Origin of the sequence: Bradyrhizobium sp. STM 3566 (assembly GCF_045571445.1) — a bacterium.
GTDB lineage: Bacteria > Pseudomonadota > Alphaproteobacteria > Rhizobiales > Xanthobacteraceae > Bradyrhizobium > Bradyrhizobium vignae.
Map to the genome: position 1 here is coordinate 6,058,508 of NZ_CP120692.1, position 19,423 is coordinate 6,077,930.

Below are 19,423 nucleotides of genomic sequence, written 5' to 3' on the forward strand. Positions count from 1 at the left end.
GCGGCGGCCCGTCCGCTTGCTTGCGAGACATCTGTGGGGACCGTGCGGTCCCCCTCAGACAAAAAGTCGAAAAACAACCCCATGCACAGTAGACGAGGCCAGCAATTACAAGGGGTTACGGAAGCACGAAACGAGCCTTGCCGTAAGCTCGATTTGACCCGTCGGGCAAAACAGGACTATAAGGGCATCATCGCAGATTTCGGGTATTCAAAAATTCGGGCGCTGGCGCTCCTTCCGCCGGCGCGATGAGATTTGGATGAATCGTCATCGCGCTTTAGGTTGTTGTTTACGCATGACCTTTCCGGAAAACCGCTTCGCACTTTTCCGGATCATGCTTTGGCGCCAGCATTGCACCCCCGCCTTCATCCCTGTAAACGAACCGCGCACCGTTGCCGGCCGCGTGTTCCCGCGAGCCGCCTCGCGGCGGGGCCTGTAGCTCAATGGTTAGAGCCGGCCGCTCATAACGGTCTGGTTGCAGGTTCGAGTCCTGCCGGGCCCACCAATGAAATCAGTGACTTATCAGGCCCAGTTTCGTTTCATCGGAAGCACCGCACCAGATATCGCACCAGATACGTGCGCTTTTCGTTCGCTGGCTGGGTAGCACTTGGCGATTCTGTCGACGGCATCGGACAAATCGTTGGGAATGTGATGGCCATACGTGTTGAACAGCACCTCAAGCTACATCCCGAGATACTCCGCTGCCTGCCACGGATCCGCGCCTCGCTGCATGAGCCAAGTCGCTGAGGCCTGTCGCAGCGTAGCACCGATGGATGCTCGTAACTGGACGCGGCGGTAATCGCTCCCTTGTCTCGAGGAGCCCTCGTCCAACGACAACGCAGGCATAAGGGAGGGACTCGTTCCCCAACATGCCAACGCGAGCACGGATACCTCGGTCCGGTAGCTTTGGCCGGCGCGACCCACGTTTCTGGTTTCAGCCTCCTGCAGGCCAAGCAGGCGGCCGCCGTCGACCCCGCCGAGCCGTCGTCGTAGCGCGGAAAAACTCGCGGCGAGCGTCGAAATTCGGAAGGTCGTCGACAGATCGCCCGTCGAGAACGCGCCGCTGCTTCCGCCGGCTGGCCCACGCCGCTTCGCTGACGATGTTTCCGGAGGCGTTCGCGTAGTCCCACAGAGCCGGGAAGGACGCCCGCGACAACAGCACGCCGTTTTCCTTGACGTAGCCGGGAGGCGCGCTCGTACTGTTGACGTAGATGGTCGACCCGACCGGCATCGCGTCGTTCGACATCGAAGGAGCGCCGTAGTCAGTTACAAGTGACGAGCGTCGTTTTGATGGAAAGCAGACGCTGTCGTTTGATAAGCTGGTTAATGAGGCGACTTGTTGGAAGGCAGAGGCTCGAGGGATTGGGATCTTTGGTATTGGGACGACGTTCGACTGCGATGCGACCTTTCACCCTATTCGGGATCTAAAGCTGATCAATAGAGAGCAGGTTGTTGATGGGAAGATTCAACCACGCAAGAGCTTCAAAGGCCTCTCATGGCTCGGTCCAAGCGGAAGAGTTTCGACTAACTTGAAGCAATGAGGAAAAGCAACTACGTGGCCTCGTGAGAGCCAGCGGCATCGGACAGCGCCAGTGAACCAAACTGGCCACGCAGTAGGCGCGCAAGCGGCCGGATCTCGTGCGGGAGGATCCGTGCCCAGGTGAGCCGACAACGAATTGCGCACTAAGGTGGAGTGCGCCACAACAATCCGCGCGAAATGTGGATTGCTCCACGGCCAGCACCTACACGATCACGTTGCGTCGGGTGGAGCGCGTGAGAACTGCACCCGCAGACAGCAAGCGTTTCCTCCAATTCGCTTGCAATAGGTTGCTGAAATGTTTTTTATGACTTTTTTTCGCGCCGAGTGACTTTATCTCCGCGCCATGGATCTCAGCGATACCCAGAACTACGCGATTCAGGCAAAGCTAGCAGGTGAATAGGCGCGACTGTGTGTTCGCCGGCGTCAGATTTGCTGAAGTCGACGGACCGCTCTTGTACGTCTATGCGAAGGACGAAGCACCGCTGCGGAGATTGAGGATGACTTCGCTTTGGTGATTGCTGACTTAGCTACAGAGATCTTGAAACAGGTGATTGAGGTCATCGTCGTGCTGCCTAAGAGTCCTTCAGTAGCAGCACCCCGCTCCCGTCGAAGCGCAAAGCATCGCTCAGATTTGTGCCCAGAACCATGCCCGTAATGAAACATAGCGCCAAGTCTCCATTGTGAACGTGGCCAGTCATCGGGCCCGCTAGGGGCGGATTGGATCTCGGAACATAATGCCGATTGGCTCGATTGCCGCGGCGGAGTCGAGCCGCAGTTTCCCCTGCCTGCGGACAATGCCTGGAGGTTTATTGATTGTCCCGACCGGCTCTTAGCTGGGATAAAGGCGTGCGCCCAAACTTCTCCTCTCTGCTGAACGACCACCTGGTAGGCGCCACCGAATCGGTCCCGGGAAGTGTTGCCAACGCTTAAAGCGCGCTCCTCGTCCGTCTCCAGAGCTATCTTTTGAGCGAGCATGACGTCGCCCTCGACCAAGCCACCCAGCGGGACGAAACACCAGCCCGTGCCGAGCCGCCCGTACTCGTCGAGCTCGTTGAAATTCCCGGATGTTCCCTGCCGGATGCGGTAACGCTTCCCGCTATCGCATCCTACCACATCGAAGTACCCCCTGGTATCGAACTCTGCCCTTTGCTCAGGCGAAAGCCAGGAACGCAGCAGTCGCAGCGCACAAGCCTGAATCGTCTTCTCGGCCTTAGCTGCATGATAAAATCTGCCAATCGCGACGCTTCGATGGAGCGACAGGCCGATGCGTTGAAGCCTTCTCGTCACCAGATCATCACCCGCCCACGAGCCGCGGGAAAAACAGTATCTCTTCGGCAGTCGGATCGAACGCGGTGATCCTGGTTATCTCACCGGGCCCCTTCCGCACCGCCGCTGTATATCCTTTGAAGGCAAATTGCAGAAAACGCTTCTCCGCCTCTGCCAATGCTTCTGCATTGGATTCGTCGAAGAAGTGCTGGCTGTCGCCGCTGTGATCCATCACGATTTGGATTGCCATGCTGAGGCTCCCGATTGCACTTCAGAAGGAATGTGAAAGCCGACGTCTCGTTCCTAAGTTCGCAATTGACAGCTGTGAGACTTTCCACATTGCGGGCACCGCGTTGCGCTGGGTGCGGATCGCTGGCCGAAAAAAACGGCCCCAGCGCAACCCGCCGGAGCCGTTGGAGGCCTCGACAGTAATGGGGGGCCGCCGAGGCATGCTAAGGTCTAGGAAGATCCGGCAATCGGGTATGTATGCCTTTGGATATAACCGGTGCCTCAATCGCTCTCTCCGAGTGACCGACAGGCTTTGCTTTTCCACACCCACAAGAGGCTGTAGCTCGCGCGGGTTCGAGGCCACCATCGATCTATAATTTGCGAGGTACTTGTGATGCCGCTTAAATGGCGGCATGCCTCGCCCAGTCCGACGCCCCGAGCCCACGCATGCTGACGGTCGGCCGTTCAAGATCACCCGCTGGGCTGATGACGTCCTGCTGTCAGATCTCGAGCCGCGGTTTGTCTGTCAGGGGTGCGGCTCTCGGGGAGCCGACGTTCGGCCCCGACTTCGAGTGCGGCGATGCACGACTTGCAATCCTAGACCACCCGGGCAGTGATCAATTCAGATCGAAGTCACAGGTGCAAACCGATAATAAACCGGATGGCGAAGAATGAGCCAACGGCGACAACAGCCGTCGCACTGATCGCAAACAGGACTCTCCAAGTCTCGTCCAATCGACGCCTCGTACGGAAACGGCGCCCGTGGTGGCCCCAGCATCGGGCCGGGGGGCATGATGATGCTGGGGCCTCCGGACAGGCTCTTGCCTCCTGGGACAGAGGCCGTCACCCGCGAGACACAAGCACATTTCCGATCAGCTGTTTCTTCGCTTTCCGATTATTCACGGATGTGTATCCAAATTCCCACAGCTCTGCTGATAAAGGGGAGGGCCGCAGGCGCCGCTCTGGTACGACCCTTGCGGCCGGCGCGGCGACGTTCCGCACAATCGGCGCGGCACTCTTCAGGGCTCTAAGATGTCGCTCGTGTCGGATCAAGCTTCCTGCGTTCCCGCAGGCGAACATACGGTTCCGAAATCAATGTCATTCGACGGATTGCACCTTGAGAGCGAACATGGCACGGCTTGTTTCCTAGCCCCAATGCTCCCGGCTGCCGATCCAATTGCGGGTCAGAGCGCCGGGGACGCAAAAGTTCCAAATTCCGAACTGGCGAAATGATTCGCGACTGGCAGCGTACATGTGTTAGAAAATTCCCGGAGCTGGCGCATATTCTACTTGTTCTACTTAGATCCTCTTTTACCCAGCAATGTTTTGAGAAGTGGCCGCAGCAGGACGACTGCTGCGGCGTTTTGCTGACAGCCGCTCCGGCCGAACGTTTTCCGTTCAATTGACAACTTTGTGGTTCGTTGCCGTTGGAGACAATACCTATGCCTGAAGAAAATTGCGTGATTGTCCGTGCTGCCGGGAGGCAACTGGACCTTTTGCGCGACGAAGCCTTTCGTATCGCGAAAGGTGCAAATGTTGGCTGGTGGACAGACCGCGCGCAGGTCGGCACTAAGTTCTGCTTTGAAGACGCCAAGGCAAAAGCGTCATTCGCGGCGGCCTGCAACAACCTCGGTATTCCGTACAGAGAAAACTAGTCCACGAAAAACCCGCCGGCCTCGATAGCCAGCGGGTTCTCAATGCCCATGCGTACCGCGGTACTCGTCACCAATCCGCGATGATCTATCGTAAGCGGGATCGGTTGATGCCCGGTTACCGCTCGACGCCGGTGGGTCATGAGGCGCTGCCAGTCTCGTTTTTTGGGTCCTCCGCCGCAGCAACGCGATACTTTGCCGATCGACCCCGCCGTGAGGGTCTCTGCCACTGGCGAGACATGCATGTGAGGCGAGTGATGGCCTGAGGATTGAAGCGGTAGCTGGCGAAAGAGCAATGCGAGGCGGTAAGGTTTAAACAATGTGCAACTACGGGAAGAATTTCCCGCTTGTTCTGCTCGCTTGCCACCGCTGCCTCTGAAAGCGCTGGAGGCGAGCGTAAACCGACCGACGTGTTCGACCCAGCCGTTCTCCAATTTCTCGGCAGTGGCTCCGTCGCCAACACGGGAGATTAATCGCCCCTCCTCTTCCGGTGACCAAGATCGGCTCAAGTTGCGGCTTTTCGTCGACGTGGCCTCGTCCGAGCTTTTGGGCGCGGGCCGACGCGATTTATCGAGAACTCGATTGGGCTGTTCAGCCCGCGTCGGGTGTGGCGATCGACTAGGCTCAGATGCGCGGTTAAACCGCACCATCCAAGCGGCTAGACCGGCATAGCTCTGTCTAAGAGCGGTCCCCCCCCCCGCAGGTACATCATCGTCGTCCATGCCACAAGAATAGCTCAGGACAGTTTAGAAGACGTTGCCGAAGGTCCGACCATAGAGACATCATGAACATGCCACATCGCTCCATTCCGGCCGACACTTTGTGCTGACCGTCCAATCCTTTTGCAGATCTGGACCCTATGATCTGCGTGTTTATGCACCTCGCTTCCGGGCATGTTGCTCAAGCTGCTGTTTCAGCAATTGCTGCAGTGGGCTCCAACAAATTTCGCATAGATCGCGGACTTCGTCCGGCATGACCTGCCGATCCCCATCGGCCCAATTGACACTGATATGAGCCCAACCAACACGATTATCCGCTTTCCGTAGGCAACAATCGCAGACGAACGTCGTCTCGGTGCTCATCACCCAACCTCCGGTTCGCTCAGCCGAACAACACAGGCCGGTAGCCCAGGTTCACGCAGAGGCAAGTGGTCCATGCACGTTTGGAGAGTGGGGCTCTTCGTGCTTCCCGGCCGCCGCTTCGGCCTCTCCGCCATGCCAGACGGCTATGTCGTGGAAACCAAGCGCCGCACCTAAAACGACGGCCCCAGCATCGGGCGCGCTGGGGCCGTGGAACGCTCCGGACGCAGGGGGGCTTGGGCCGGAGCAGTAGTACGCCAACCCGCGCGATTGCCGATTGTTCCCCATTCGTAAAAGCTTCGCAGTTCGGGCAGACAAAAAAGTGGCCGATTAACGGATCCGGAGTGTCTCGCACCAACTCCGAGCGGAACCATCTCATGGTGATCCGGCAATTCGTACAGTGCGGGACTTCGAGATGCGCCAGTGCGGCCAGGCGTCATGATGAGCAGCATTGTTCAGCATTAAACCGCCAGACGGCCCGGCGGCGAGGCATTTGGGGTGTAGGCCGGGGCCGCTGTGCTTGGTCTCGATTGCACAAAGCAGACGCGAGCCTACTCACATGGCTGCGCATTCCAGGGATGGTGATCAGTGGTTCCAGACGATGGTGATCACGGATTCCAGTGATCGTGATCATGTTCGGAAGCGGACACGACTGACGATTGCATCTGTGCTGGAAACGGCCTCCTGGTCAAGGTTGTTGGAGATCGTCCCGGCGGTCCATGGGAGGGCCCCGTGCGCGGCGCGGAGTGCCCCCACGAGCGACGGAGCGACGCGCGCGGGAGGGGCCTGTGGGCCGGCGGGACGATCGCGCGTGAGGTAATCACGTCTTTTTCCTTTCGCTGGCCTGCCGGCGCAGGCTGTCGCCTTTGAGCTCGAGGCGGTGCGCATTGTGAATGATGCGATCTAATATCGCGTCACCGAGAGTGGGATCGGCAATGACGTCATGCCATTGCGACACGGGGACCTGACTTGTGATCAATAAGGATCCCTTGTCGTAGCGATCGTCGACGATCTCAAGCAGATCACGACGCTGGTCGGTGGTGAGCGGTTCAGGTCCCCAATCGTCGAGGATGAGGAGATTGACACGCTCAAGCGTGGCGATCAGGCGCGCCAGACGGCCTTCGCCGCGCGCCTGGGCGAGATCGGCGAACAGGCGGGATGCCCGCTTGTAGAGGACGGAGAAGCCGTCGCGGCAGGCTTTGTTGCCGAGCGCACAGGCAAGCCAGGACTTGCCGGTGCCGGTTGGGCCGACAATGACCAGGTGGTTGGCATCACGGATCAATTGGCTGGTGGCGAGGTTCTGGAAGAGCGAACGGTCGAGGCCGCGCGCGGTGCGATAGTCGACGTTCTCGATGGCGGCAGCTTGACGGAGTTTGGCACTGCTCAAGCGGCGCGTGAGGCGGCGGTTGTCGCGGGCGGTGACCTCTCGATCCACGAGGAGGCCGAGCCAATCGGCGTGCGGCATCTCGGCCGCCTCGGGATTGTTCTGCAGTTCGACGAGGGTATCGGCCATGGCGGCGAGGCCGAGGGCGCGCAAGCGATCGACAGTGGGGTGAATGAGCACGATGATCTCCTGATCAGTTGTAGTAGCTGCGGCCACGGATGTTGGCGTGGAAGAGGATGGGCGCCTCCTCGGTGGGAGGAGCGGTTCTGTCGGTGCCGTTCTTGAGGATGGCGGCGACCGATTTGTAGGAACGGGCGTTGAGCAGAAGGGCACGGGCGCAGGCGGCGTCGACGCGTTCACGGCCGTATCGCTTGACCAGTCCGAGAATGCCGATCGCCGAGCGGAAGCCCTGTTCCGGATGCGGCCGCGACCGCAGGATGACGTCGATCAGCGTCTCGATATCGGGACCGACCTTGGCGGCTTCGGAACGAATGCGCTCATGGGTCCAGTCGCGATAGCGGCGATGTGAGCTCGGCATATGCTGGGAATCGTCGTCGGGCGATGCGGCAAGGTGCTGCGCAGATGCGACGCCACTCGCTTGCCGCGGAGGAAAATCTCGACGGTCTTTTGGGTGATGCGAGTCTCGACCTCCTGATGCACGAGGTTGTGAGGAACGCTGTAGTAATGCTTGGCGATCTCGACGTGATAATCGAGGTTGACCCTGCAGCGCTTCCACTCGGCATACTCGTACGGCTCATCCGGCAATGGGGTCAGCGCCGGGCGATCGAGCTCCTCGAACAGGTCGCGCCGACTTCGTCCCCAGCTGCGCAGCGGTCGATCGTTCAGCTCGACAAGGAGCGCGTGGATCGCCTCGTTGAGGGCGGCGAGCGAGAAGAAGCGGCGGTTGCGCAGGCGCGCCAGGATCCATCGCCCGACGATTTGGACCCCGACTTCGACCTTGGCTTTGTCGCGCGGCCGATACGGCCGTGCCGGCACGATGGCGGTGCGGTAATGGCGGGCGAGATCGGCATAGGTCCGGTTGACCATCGGCTCGTGAAAGCAGGCCCGGATGATGCCGGCCTTCAGATTGTCGCTTACCGTCTGCCGGGCCGTGCCGCCGAAAAAGCAAAAGGCCCGGACGTGCGAGGCGATCCAGTCCGGCAGGCTCTGTGTGAGGCTGGCCTCGGCGTAGGTGTAGTTCGAGGCGCCGAGCACGGCGACGAAGATCTGCACGCTGCGCACCTCGCCGCTGAGCCCGTCAACCACCTCCATGGTGTGGCCGGAATAGTCGACGAACAGCTTCTCGCCGGCGACATGAACCTGGCGCAGGGTTGGCTTGAGACGGCCGGTCCATTCCCTGTAGCGTTCGCAGAACCACGCGTAGCTGAAGCTGTCGGAGTTTGCGTCGCAATACTCCTCCCACAACAGCATCAGCGTGACGTTCGGGCGCCGCAGCTCGCGATGGACAAGCGCCCAATCCGGATGCGGACGCTCGTCGCTGGGCCGATCGGAAGGCGGTGGAAACAGGCGGTTCTCGAGCCGGACGTCGTCATCCAGCTCCGGCGGTAAAGGCCAGGTCAGGCTGGCGCGGCGGGCTCGGTTCACGTACTTGCTGACCGTGCCCTGGGCCAGACCGAGGCTGCGGGCAACGGCGCGTTGCGACATGCCGACGCTATAGTGCAGGCGTAGAACTTCGCGAATGTGGCGCATGGACAGTCTCTCTGTCGGCATCTCGATCCTCTGCGGTTGGGCAAAAGACCGAGCTACCCCGGTTGCAGACTGTCAGCGGTGTGCGCCTCCCGGTTGTCCCCGATCACGATCGCTGGAAATAGCGATCACGATCGGCTGGAAACCGTGATCACGATCGGCTGGAAACCGTGATCACGATGCTCTGGAATGGGTGATCACGATGGCCTGGAATCGGTGATCACGATCGGCTGGAACACGCACACATGGCGAAAAGCACCTCTGCTCACTTTCGCATATGGCAACAGATGTATGGGGTGGCGCGATCTCGGCATGTTCGGCAGTACGCACGCCGCCGTCCCCGCCCCATCGGGCGAGCATTAGGGCGACTGCCAGCACGAAAGCCAATATCGCATGCGCTGCATACCTTTAAACGCCTGGTCGGCCGGCTGGTTGCCGATCATCTAGGAACGGAGGGTGGCATTCACTCATTATCGCCCTATGGAAAACGCCCCCAACCCCGCCAGACGCCGGCGGATGACCCTCGGCAGCAAACCGGCGAGGCCACCCACAGGCAGACCAACGGGCAATCCCGAAAAGGACCAACTTCCGCCGGACCGGCCGGATCTCGATCTGGAGAAATGGCAGGAGTCCAACACCCACTGAGGCCTGAGTAGCGTGATGTATCAAACGAGAGAGTATCTGGGATGCGCCGAGAACTGCGCCGAGCTGGCGGAGGAGGCCGAGACCTCCTCCGCCGCGCGCCGCTTCCAGAGGATGGAGGCGGCGTGGCGCGCTTTGGCCGAGGAGCAGCAGTGGCTAGATGGAGAAGTGCCCCCGGTGCCACTCGTACATTCGCCGGTGTTACACTCATAATGGCGTCGCGGTAGCCTGCGACTAAGAGCGTCTTTTGAGTAGGTCAACGTAGCGCGCGTGCAATGTTACAAAGCGCTTGGCTCCGTCGAGGAGCACTTTGACCTGAGTCGCGGGTTGCCCCTTGGCCAACGATAATACCGATCCGACCACTCAGGCGCGGCCCGGCCGAAGCAGCAACAACGATCCTGCGCCCAGTCATCAGCTCTTCTTTGATGACAAATAGGTCTGCTGACTTCGGCAAGTTACGGTTTGTGCTCCGGGGCATGGCCCGTTCCTTACCACCATCTCTCGACGTTGAACCTGCGATTGACGGTGCACGCCTCGGTCGCGACCGCAAAGAGGCCGACAGGAGCGATCCCCAACATAAGGCGGTCCGCTACAGTTGTGACACCGCCTGCTTCGCGAGTAATCGGCGCATAATCTGACGAATCCGGTGCTACCATGTCAAACGCCATCAGAATTGCCCCTTTGCGTCACGAAGAACTGCCCCCACCATCGGGATTATGATCTCGGTTGAAGGTTGTTTCCGCCGGTGACGGGCCGAAGAGAGGCGGAGCCGACCGGAGGGCCGTCACCGGCGGTCGGCATCTTGATGAGGCCGCTTTTGCGCTTGGCGCGGAGCCGGTAGCTGTCGCCGCGGATCGTCAGCACGTGGCTGTGATGCAGGAACCGGTCGAGGGTCGCGGTGGCGACCACGGGATCGGCGAACACTGTACCCCATTCGGCAACGCTGCGGTTCGACGTGATCAGCATCGCGCCAGTTTCGTATCGCCGGCTGACCAGTTGGAAGAACAGATGGGCCGCGTCAGGTTCTAGCGGCAGGTAGCCGAGTTCGTCGACGATGAGCAGCTTTGGCTTCGACAGCGCGAGAAGTTTCTCGTCCAGGCGTCGCTCGCCGTGCGCCTTGGCAAGGCCAGCGACTAGCGTCGTCGCCGTGGTGAACTGCACCGTGTATCCGGCCAGGATCGCCTCTCGCCCGAGCGCGATCGACAAGTGCGTTCTACCTACGCCTGGCGGGGAGCAGCAGCACGTTCTCTCCGTTGGCTATCCAACGTGATGCGGCAAGACACGGATCTGCTTTGGATCGATTGACGGCTGCGCCTCGAAGTCGAAGCCAGCAAGCTCCTTCACCGCCGAGAAGTGTGCGAGCTTCAGCGCCATCTCTATGCGGCGATGGTCCTTGCCTGCGATCTCGCTCGCACAGCAGGATCAGCGTCTCACGCGACGACAGGTTCGCGCGCGCCGCCTCGTCGAGCAGGCTGTCGAGCTGATCGCGGATACCGGAGAGCTGCAGTCGCGCCAGCATGGCATCGAGCGGATCGGTCGTTGCTTCCATTATCTTCTTTGCCCGCTCCATCAGAAGCTTCCTCCAACCACGGCTCGTATTCGGCAAGAGGGCGCAACAGCGACGGCGGTGAGGACGGCGCCAGCACCGCCGCCGCGATCTCAGCCCGGCGGACCGCGCCATTGCGACCAGCAACACCATCGAGATGGGCGGTGTCGATGATCCGCAGCCGGCGTCCATCCGATTGCTTGTGGATCGCAACCTGGTGCAATCCATGGCGGATCCGCACTTCCCCGGCCGCGATCGTTACCGCCACGCGCTGGCCAATCAGGCGCCACGGCACTGAGTAGCTGTTCGTGTCGATCTCGACGGCGCAATCATGGCCGACGACGCGGGTCAGTTCACGCAAGGATCCGAACGACGGCTGCCCGCCGAGCGGCTTCAACCGATTTAGCTCGTCACGCGCAAAGCGAGCGATCGGCGCCTCGCCGGTCGTGCCGTGGATACGAACGTTCGCAACCTCACGCTCCCATCCGGCCAGATGCGCCTCGAATGCCTCCCAGCTCGCGAAGGAATGCCCCGCAATCGCGTTCTTCTTCACGTAACCGACGCCATTCTCCGTCTTGCCCTTCGTGCGCGCCCGATACGGCGCGCAAGCCGACCGCGCCACGCTCGAGCAGGTGACAGACGTGTTCTGCGCCTACCTCAAGGACACCCGTCGAAACGAGACGGCCTGCCGGCGATCATGTTCCCCGCCGCCCTGAAGAGGGCGTGGCCGTGTCCCGGACGGTGAGGAGCGATGGCTGACTTCGTGAGGAAGCGCCGCGCGCGGATGGAAGCGAACTCGCTGGCCGACATCATCGCCTGGCCCGGCGACAAGAGCGACCTGTTCCGCGATCGGGCGGTTCGAGGATAAGAATTGGCGCAAGTAAGTAAGGCGAGAAACCGAAGATTGACGTTCGCAACGCGCTCGCGGAGATCGTGGCGGCCAGAAAGGGTATGTTCGACCCTGTTCCGTATCTGCTGCTGAACTTGGACCGGAGAGCATCCGCGCATCGCTGGCCGTTGGGATAAGCCGGCACAAGTAGTAGCGGCTGCCTGTCAGGGTTTGAGCAAGCCGCTCGATGCGGCGCGAATTCTGACAGGTGGTCGTGTCTTTTTTGGGCCTTTTGGCGGGTTGCGCTCGGCTCAGGTCGCAGTAAGGCGCAACATTTTCCGCGAAACCGCGTTGCGGAATTTTCGGATGTCTGTCGCGGTAGCTGTTGACCAGGAACACAATCGTGAACCGCTGCTCTCGACCTCCGGATTCGGTTCTGCTCTGAGAACACAATGAACCTGCTCTTCAACAAGTTCTAGCATTCGCGAGGCGTACGGCGCTAACTCAAACTCGTTTAATCAGGTTCATTCGCCGGATCTCCCTTGTCAGTCAGCTCGGAGAGTTCTCTCAATCCACTGGTCAAGATCAGCCCGGTCAACTTTTCCGAGCAGATATTGATCGCGTTCAACGCGCTCCAGTGCACCACTCGTCAGAAATGACGTGGTTACGATGATGCCCTTGCTTGCACCATGTTCTAACCGCGTGTCGGCTAGCTCACGTACGAGCGAGAGTCCAACCTTCCGATCAAGACGGTGCTTCTTCGCCTGCCAAACGGACTTAAATAGCCCGGCCTCGCCGAGGTCTTTGATCGCAACGACGTCAACGCCGCCATCCTTTGAGCCCTTCAGTAGTTCGACCAAATAGCCGTCAGCCTCAAGCATGCTGGCTATTAGTTGCTCTAACTCTCGCCAGGAGAGATCATCGATCTGGATGAGTTTCCGTTGAATCCTCTGCAACAACCCGACGCTGGGAGCATACTGCTCAAGCCGGAACCGAGTGTCTGGTTCGGCGAGCGCGTCGCGCCCAAAGAACTGGAAAGTAAATTGAGTGTCCACCGCAACAGGCGGTGCCTCGCTCGCGACAACAAGCGCCCGAGAACCAGGGAAGCGGCTAAGCGCGTCAGCCACAATCGTTTCGACTTGAGGGCCAGCCCAATCAACTTCTTCAAAGAGAAACAGCCATCGCGTTCTTGGTGCCACATCCTTCCAAATCCCACCGGGATCTTCGGTCAACGCAGCGTATGTTGTGGCTACGAATGCGGATTCTGAGGCAGTCTCGTGCCCTAAATCACCGTTCTTGAGAAGGCGCTGCGACTGGTCTACCAGCACACGGTGACCAACAACGAGCAACACGCGGTCGACTAGACCTCGTGCCAACATCCGGACGCCAGCCATGTTGGATGTTACCGTTTTACCCGAGCCGGGCGCTGCCACGAGCAGAGTTCGTGCATCGTTCCGCCCGAGAAAGCTGTTCAGGAACTCTTCCTGCTGGGGTGCAAGCTGAAATGAGGGCATGATCATCCGGCTCAATGGCACAACGTGAGGGGGCGCGAGCTTCTGGCTAGCCATTGAGCACGGGAAGCCAAAAGGGGCAACCTTGTCCCGTAAAAGGGCCGCTGCGGACGCTCGCGGACCGGCGGCCTTCACGTGTGTGAATCTGGCAAGCTGCTTTTTCGTCGATCTGTCGCTAAATGATTTTGGGTTGTGCTGGACGGCCGAGCTTGGAATGTCTGGCGACCAGAGCCTGCGGAGTGCGGCTTCTAGGGCCCTGCAGGGGCGCAGCAACTAGCCAAAGCCTGCGAAGATAGGGGGCGCGACCGACAACACGATCGAGCGTGCGAACTCCATGTTGGGAAGCCGAGAGTAAGAACTACCGATTCCGCGCGCAGTTGCGCGCGCTTGCTCGGCTGCACGGGAACATGCTCAATCCTACGATCATGGCAGGTGCGGACTTTTCTGCAGTAGCCGACCAGGCGATCGCCCAGCTGAACTGGAAACACGCTCGGAAGCCGGTTCCGGCTGAAATGCACCTGTAGTTTCGCACCGGACAATTTGGCGGAATAGGCAGTGGGCGCGCAGGATCGAACTAGGGTCCTAGATGACCGCGCGCGGCGCGAATCCCTGCGGCTTGGATCCTCAGACTGACCGGTTCAATCGGGATGGGCAAATCCACCAAGCGTTCGCGAGGCCGGCGTGGCCGTCTACGACGCCGATGCCGCCCTCCATCAGCTCTATGAAAAGGCGACGCCGCGCCTGCATGATCGTGGCGGCGATCGCATCGATCAGGGCTCGAGACCGTGCTCCCGGAGAACCTTATGCATCAGCTCGCCTTTGATCTCGCGGGCGATTTCGCTGAGGATCTGGGCTCCGACTACCCGCCGGGCATCGACATCATCTGTCAGGCCATGCTCCGCGAGTCGTTCGTTCAAGCGCGTCGGAAACTCATCTTCCAGCGCATCGGCAAGCCGGTCTCGCATCGCGGCATGATCATCGGGGGCGATCCGCCTCACCACCGTATCCCAAGGTTCCCAGCGCGTTGCCAGAAAATCCGCCAAACCCGCCGCTTCCTGTTCCCGTACCGACGTCTCAGCCCTGGCAACGTCGTCGGGCGTGACGTCAGCGAGATTCAAGAAGCGCATATCCGTGGCGATGTGGCGCAGTTCCAGCTGATCCCGTAGTTGGGTCTGATAGGCAAGATAGACCTCGATTTCGTCGATATTTGCCTGCGGGTCGGCGCCACGCAGCGAGCTGACCGTCTTGCGTGCGATGTCGTCAAGCGCCTCCAAACGAAACATAACACGGCCGTGTTGGAGCAGTTGATCGAGCCGATTGTCATAGAGCCCTTCCTTGACATCAGCGTTCAGGCGTGCGGTCTGCATGCCGTTCCAGGTCAAAGTGATGCGGTCCTCGCACGACGCAGTCGATCCATTGGCCAGCTCGAAAAGCCGCTCGCGCAGCGCCGGCCTCATCGCGGCCTGTAGCAGATTCTCGGCCACCTGCTCGCGGAACGCCTGATGACCATAGTTTACGGTGCCCGCAAGTCTTTCGAGAAACAGAGCGAAGTCCTGCGCACCCGGCTCTGCGGCGAAGCCCTGCCACGCGTCCACTGCGCCAGGCTGGTCCGCGAGCCAGTCCGCGACAACCTCGTGCAGGGGCCGCGACTGGTGTTCCATCGGTTGTAGCGGCATGGACAGCAAGACTTGCGGGCCGGCATAATCCGCGCCACGCGTGGCTGACGCCAAATCGGCCAGCACCGGCGCCGGTATCGGATTAGACCGCAGGTCAATGCTGGACGCGCTGCCGAGCTGCGTTAGCACGGTCGCGGGCAGGCCGGTCAGCTGGTTGTTACTGGCGCCGAGCATTTCAAGCCCGACCGGGAGTGTCCCGGGCAGATCGGTCAACTGATTTTCGCTGACGTCCAGGTATCCAATCCTGGCCGGGATGTCGGGCAGGCTCGTGAGCTGGTTGTCGCTTGCGTCCAGGTAGCGCAGTCTGGCTGGAAGATCGGGCAGGCTCGTCAGCTGATTTTCGCTGACGTCCAGGCGGCGGAGCCTGGCTGGAAGGTCGGGCAAACTGGTCAGCTGATTATTGCTGGCGGAGAACTCCTCGATCGTTGCCGGAAGGGCAGGCAGATGGGTCAGCTGGTTGCCATCGACAGTCAAACTGCGGAGCCTGGATGGCAGCTCTGCCGGCAGGCTGACCAACTCGTTGGCCATGAGGTGGAGATGCCGGAGCCTGCTAGGGAGGGCGGGCAGACTAGTCAGCCGGTTGTCAGAGGCGTAGAGGTCCCGGAGTCCGCCCGGAAGCTGGGCCGGCAGGCTGCTCAACTGGTTACCGATGACATTGAGGGTTCGGAGCGTGGGCAGGAGTGAGGCTGGCAAGGCAGTCAGGGACAATGACGACAAATTCAGCTCGTCTCTGACATCACCCTCGTCCCGCCATGCCCTCGTCCGGCTGACCCCCTCTTGCCTATTCTCCCCTTCGCCCTGCCCCTCTTCCGCTGCCCAGCTCGCCAGGACGCGGTCTTGCGACGCGACGCGGTCGGCGGCGGCCGCTCCTGTGGCCCACCGAGTCAAGGCTGCCGCCCACTGGGGCAGGCAAGAGAGGGACTGCCCGGCGGCCGCAGAGGTTGGCTCGGTGCTTTCGGATTCGAAAGGTATACCAGCGCGAGGCTGGGCCCGTTCTGTATTCATTGAGCTCCATGACATGTTTGGTCTCAGCCGATAAGGCGGCTCTATCGGCTAAATCGAGACGTTCGCATGCTAGGAAGCTCAGCTGTCTATAAGCTGACGAGGTCACAGGTTATCCGATCGGCTTCCGCTCTTCTTTGGCGCCGAGTCCGGGTTGGCTACGATGCAGAACGTTCGATATGTGTCCCAAAAGGCGCACCAATATGCCAGTAACTTATCAGGCGTCATTTCGCCGGATCGGAATCACCGCACCAGATAAAGCCGGAGATACGTGCGCTTTTCTTTCCCCAGCCGGATCACGACTGGCGATTTTTTCCACGGCATCGGACAAATAGTCGGGATGGTGATGGCCGTAGGTGTTGAGGAGAACCTCAAGCGACATTCCGAGGTAACCCGCTGCCTGCCAGGGATCCGCCCCTCGCTGCATAAGCCAAGTCGCTGCGGTATGTCGCAAAGTGTGAGGGGAGATTCCCGGGCCGAGCCCTGCGAGCCTGACAGCACTCTTGAATGCCGTCTTGACCGAGGTAACAGCCTTCCCATTGTACTCCACGAAATGCTTCGCCTCTGGATTAGCTCGGTGCCAGCGCCGCAGGTGCGCGAGCAAGCGCAAGGGGATCGGCACGGTCGGTTGCCTTTTGTTTGTTTGCGCGCTGCCCTGCTTCAGGCGGTAGTAGCGGCCGCGCTCTAAGTCGACATAAGAGCGACCAATCGCGGGAATGGGAGATGCAGCTGCTATAGCTCCAGCACGAGTTCCGCTGTAGATCCCCAATAGAATAAACCGTGCAAGATGGCGCAGTGGACGCTTGCTTGTCGGGACCTTCAGGTCGTCGGTCGGCCGACGCGAGCCCTTTTGCATTTCGCGATAGCGCCAGCAGGTCCAAATCAGTTTGGCCGCATCGCTTCGCGTCAGCCACTTGTCTCTAGGTTGGCCCTTCTCTGGCAGCGATATCTTGACGATCTCCCGATGATATCCTTCGGCCGCATGGAGACCAATGGCTGCGCGGAGGTCTTCAAGGTCTCGGCGCGCGCCTCCCCTCTTGGCGCGCTTCTTGGCGTACGAGCGACAGGCCTCCCCATTTACCTCGCCCAGCATTTTTGCTCCCCACCAGTCGTTCAACCGCTCGATCCGCTTTTTGAACTTGCGGATATCGGGGATGGTATCTTCGCTCTCGCTATCAACATTGAAACGGGCGCGAAGCTTGTCCAATTGCGCATCCAAATAGATAGAGAGGACGTCCGCGACGGCGATATCGTCAATGTGACGAATTCGTCTCTTGGGCGTGTGTTTAGACGTTATGTAATCCCTTAGTTTTTCTTCCGCGGCCGCAATCTCATCTGCAGCGCAGCCCGTGCAGACATCCCGGCCGTTGTCTCTGATGATCCAGGTCGCTTGGTGGGTGATCTTTCCGCTCTTGTTTCGGCGGGCGGCCTTAAGCTGGAGTCTGGCCCCCTTGCTTCTTCGCGGCATAGCTCTCGCATCCGTTCGATATGAGCCAGGGTCGTAAATTCCTTCCCGGCAATCTTCTCGATAACCAATCGGTTACGATCGCGCTCGCGACGTAGGCCCGCGACCGTCATTCCTCCCAGAGGGAACGCGATCTTCACGGCATCAACAAGGCGAAGAGGAGTATCGGGTGTAATTTCAGGTTGCGCTCGATCTGACATCGACGCTTGTTCAGCTGTTGTGGGGGCTTACACGAGTAGTCCCACTATCTTCGCAAAGGCCAATCTCCGCATAAAGCCACCACGCTCCTTAGTCGCACAATTGAGTGCGTCCTCGACCAATCGCGTAGGTGAGCGTAGCCGCGAGCAGAACGGGCTTGAGTTGTGGACCGGCTGCATGTACCGGCCAAAATTTCTGCGACAGAGTGCGCTCAGCGCCCCACGTCGGGCGGACGTAGCAGCCCCCGTCTCTTCGTCGCCCACCTCCGGCTTCATGAAATACCTAATCGCGGTGTCCATCAAACCGGCAGCAGCTCAATTTCTGGGAGGATACGACGCATTCGCCCGCCAGCGGGTCGAATACTGACTTGTCAATCGTCTCGTTCGCATTCACATGGGCTCCGTCATCTCGGACGTGCGGCTCCAGGCCGATCGTCCGATAGAGCGGCTCGGTTAGCCTCGAGTATGGCCGTAGGCAAACTCTTTGTAGGAATCCGCAAGCGGCGCCGACAGTCCGTCACCGTCCAGATCCACCTCACTGCGGAATGCTTGTCCTCTGGGCCTTCTTCATGATCCCAGCGCAACGACACCTGAGGCAATAGGTCGGTCGCGTATCCACCTCCAACGTTGGGGTGCCGTTGCTCGACACTGGAGATGGCCTTGGGAGCTGCGATGGCTTTGGGGTCATTCGGGTGGTGGACGTCCCAGTGCGTCGGCGCGAAAATCGCCGCGATGTTCATCGATGGCCAGCGCATGGTATCCGTTGAGGATACAAATCCGAAGACCTGTTTCGAGTAAATCGAAGGTCGACCTGCTAACCATGCTAAATGCTTTAAGACGGCGACTTGGGATAACGGGCAGGTTTATCCCGACATGGTCACCGGAACGGCGAAGTGAAAGCGCGCGCCACTTCGTTTTCGTCAACCTGAGAGGCGGTGGCGGCGGCGCCGACGAGGCCTCCATCGAGATGCAGACTTGAACTTGGATGCCACCATCATGACGATATGCCTATCGTCGTCGTGCGTGACGAATACGCCAAGCATGCGATCTCGATTGGCGAGAAACGCGATACATTTAGGCAATCTGGGAGCAAATCATCGGCCAACGGTCGATTCTGTGATCGCTGCATTTCAGAATCAGATCGCAGAAGCCCGCGTTTAGACCTTCAGCAACTCGAGGCGCATCGCAATATCGGGCTGTGCTACGCATATCAAAAGGAGTTCCTTTAAAACCATAGAGTACCAGAACATCAATCTGGAAATTTCCCGGAGATCGGATTTCGGCCGGGCGAAGCGGTAGCTCTAGGCAACCTCGGAAATGTCTCCGCCGACCTAGACGACTTGGAGCAAGCTTCCGGCTTCTACAACGACCGCCTCGGCAGTGTCAGAGTGATCGGAGACAGGCTGGGCGAGGCGAACGCACTCGGCAATCTGGTCTGATCGCCATCGATATCACGGATGGTCGCGCTATCACACCATTCGAGCAACAACTAGCTATATGCCGGGCCGTCCGGGACAGAATTGACGAAGGCAACGGCCTTTCAGCTTGGGTAAGGTATATCACCTTGCGAGCGACACGACCCGCGCCATGAAAGTATATCGAGCTCGGGATCGCCATATTGGATGAGATGCGGCACCGCTTCACCGGCTAAGCTCGTGAGTTCCTTCGATCAATCACGTCCGGCTGTAAAGGCCGGGCCAAG

7 protein-coding genes, 1 tRNA gene and 3 pseudogenes are annotated in these 19,423 nt (G+C 59.9%); 2 read left to right on the forward strand and 9 right to left on the reverse strand.

Annotated features, from left to right (window positions below; genetic code table 11):
* Positions 1-426: 426 nt before the first annotated feature.
* A tRNA-Ile gene (locus tag P6U27_RS29185) sits at positions 427-502 on the forward strand.
* A 429-nt stretch (positions 503-931) separates the two neighbouring features.
* Here the strand turns inward: P6U27_RS29185 and P6U27_RS29190 are convergent.
* Both P6U27_RS29190 and P6U27_RS29195 read right to left on the reverse strand, forming a co-directional pair.
* Positions 932-1,243 (reverse strand): hypothetical protein, encoded by a 312-nt coding sequence (locus P6U27_RS29190; protein WP_407121627.1) that lies wholly within the window; start codon positions 1,241-1,243, stop codon positions 932-934.
* 1,588 nt (positions 1,244-2,831) lie between these two features.
* Entirely contained in the window at positions 2,832-3,053 is a 222-nt protein-coding gene (locus tag P6U27_RS29195) for a hypothetical protein (protein WP_407192968.1), read from the reverse strand.
* A gap of 1,420 nt (positions 3,054-4,473) precedes the next feature.
* Here P6U27_RS29195 and P6U27_RS29200 point away from each other — a divergent pair.
* The gene (locus tag P6U27_RS29200) at positions 4,474-4,686 is read left to right on the forward strand and encodes a hypothetical protein (RefSeq protein WP_209294464.1); all 213 of its coding nucleotides are present in this window, start codon (positions 4,474-4,476) and stop codon (positions 4,684-4,686) included.
* A gap of 1,896 nt (positions 4,687-6,582) precedes the next feature.
* Here P6U27_RS29200 and istB (P6U27_RS29205) read toward each other — a convergent pair.
* The 7 genes and pseudogenes from istB (P6U27_RS29205) to P6U27_RS29235 form a co-directional block, all read right to left on the reverse strand.
* Positions 6,583-7,326 (reverse strand): IS21-like element helper ATPase IstB, encoded by a 744-nt coding sequence (gene istB, locus P6U27_RS29205; RefSeq protein WP_407192969.1) that lies wholly within the window; start codon positions 7,324-7,326, stop codon positions 6,583-6,585.
* A gap of 13 nt (positions 7,327-7,339) precedes the next feature.
* A pseudogene (gene istA / locus P6U27_RS29210) lies at positions 7,340-8,877 on the reverse strand (IS21 family transposase).
* A gap of 1,332 nt (positions 8,878-10,209) precedes the next feature.
* Positions 10,210-10,869, reverse strand: a pseudogene (istB, locus tag P6U27_RS29215) (IS21-like element helper ATPase IstB).
* Positions 10,870-11,087: 218 nt separating this feature from the next.
* Positions 11,088-11,651: pseudogene (locus P6U27_RS29220) on the reverse strand (Mu transposase domain-containing protein); the annotation flags it as partial.
* Between the two features lie 764 nt (positions 11,652-12,415).
* Positions 12,416-13,384 carry a restriction endonuclease gene (locus P6U27_RS29225; protein ID WP_407192970.1) on the reverse strand — a complete coding sequence of 323 codons (969 nt, stop codon included), beginning with the start codon at positions 13,382-13,384 and terminating at the stop codon, positions 12,416-12,418.
* Positions 13,385-14,151: 767 nt separating this feature from the next.
* Positions 14,152-15,585, reverse strand: a complete 1,434-nt coding sequence (locus P6U27_RS29230; RefSeq protein WP_407192971.1) for an NEL-type E3 ubiquitin ligase domain-containing protein — start codon at positions 15,583-15,585, stop codon at positions 14,152-14,154.
* Between the two features lie 691 nt (positions 15,586-16,276).
* Positions 16,277-17,527, reverse strand: a complete 1,251-nt coding sequence (locus tag P6U27_RS29235; protein ID WP_162500423.1) for a tyrosine-type recombinase/integrase — start codon at positions 17,525-17,527, stop codon at positions 16,277-16,279.
* Between the last annotated feature and the right edge of the window lie 1,896 nt (positions 17,528-19,423).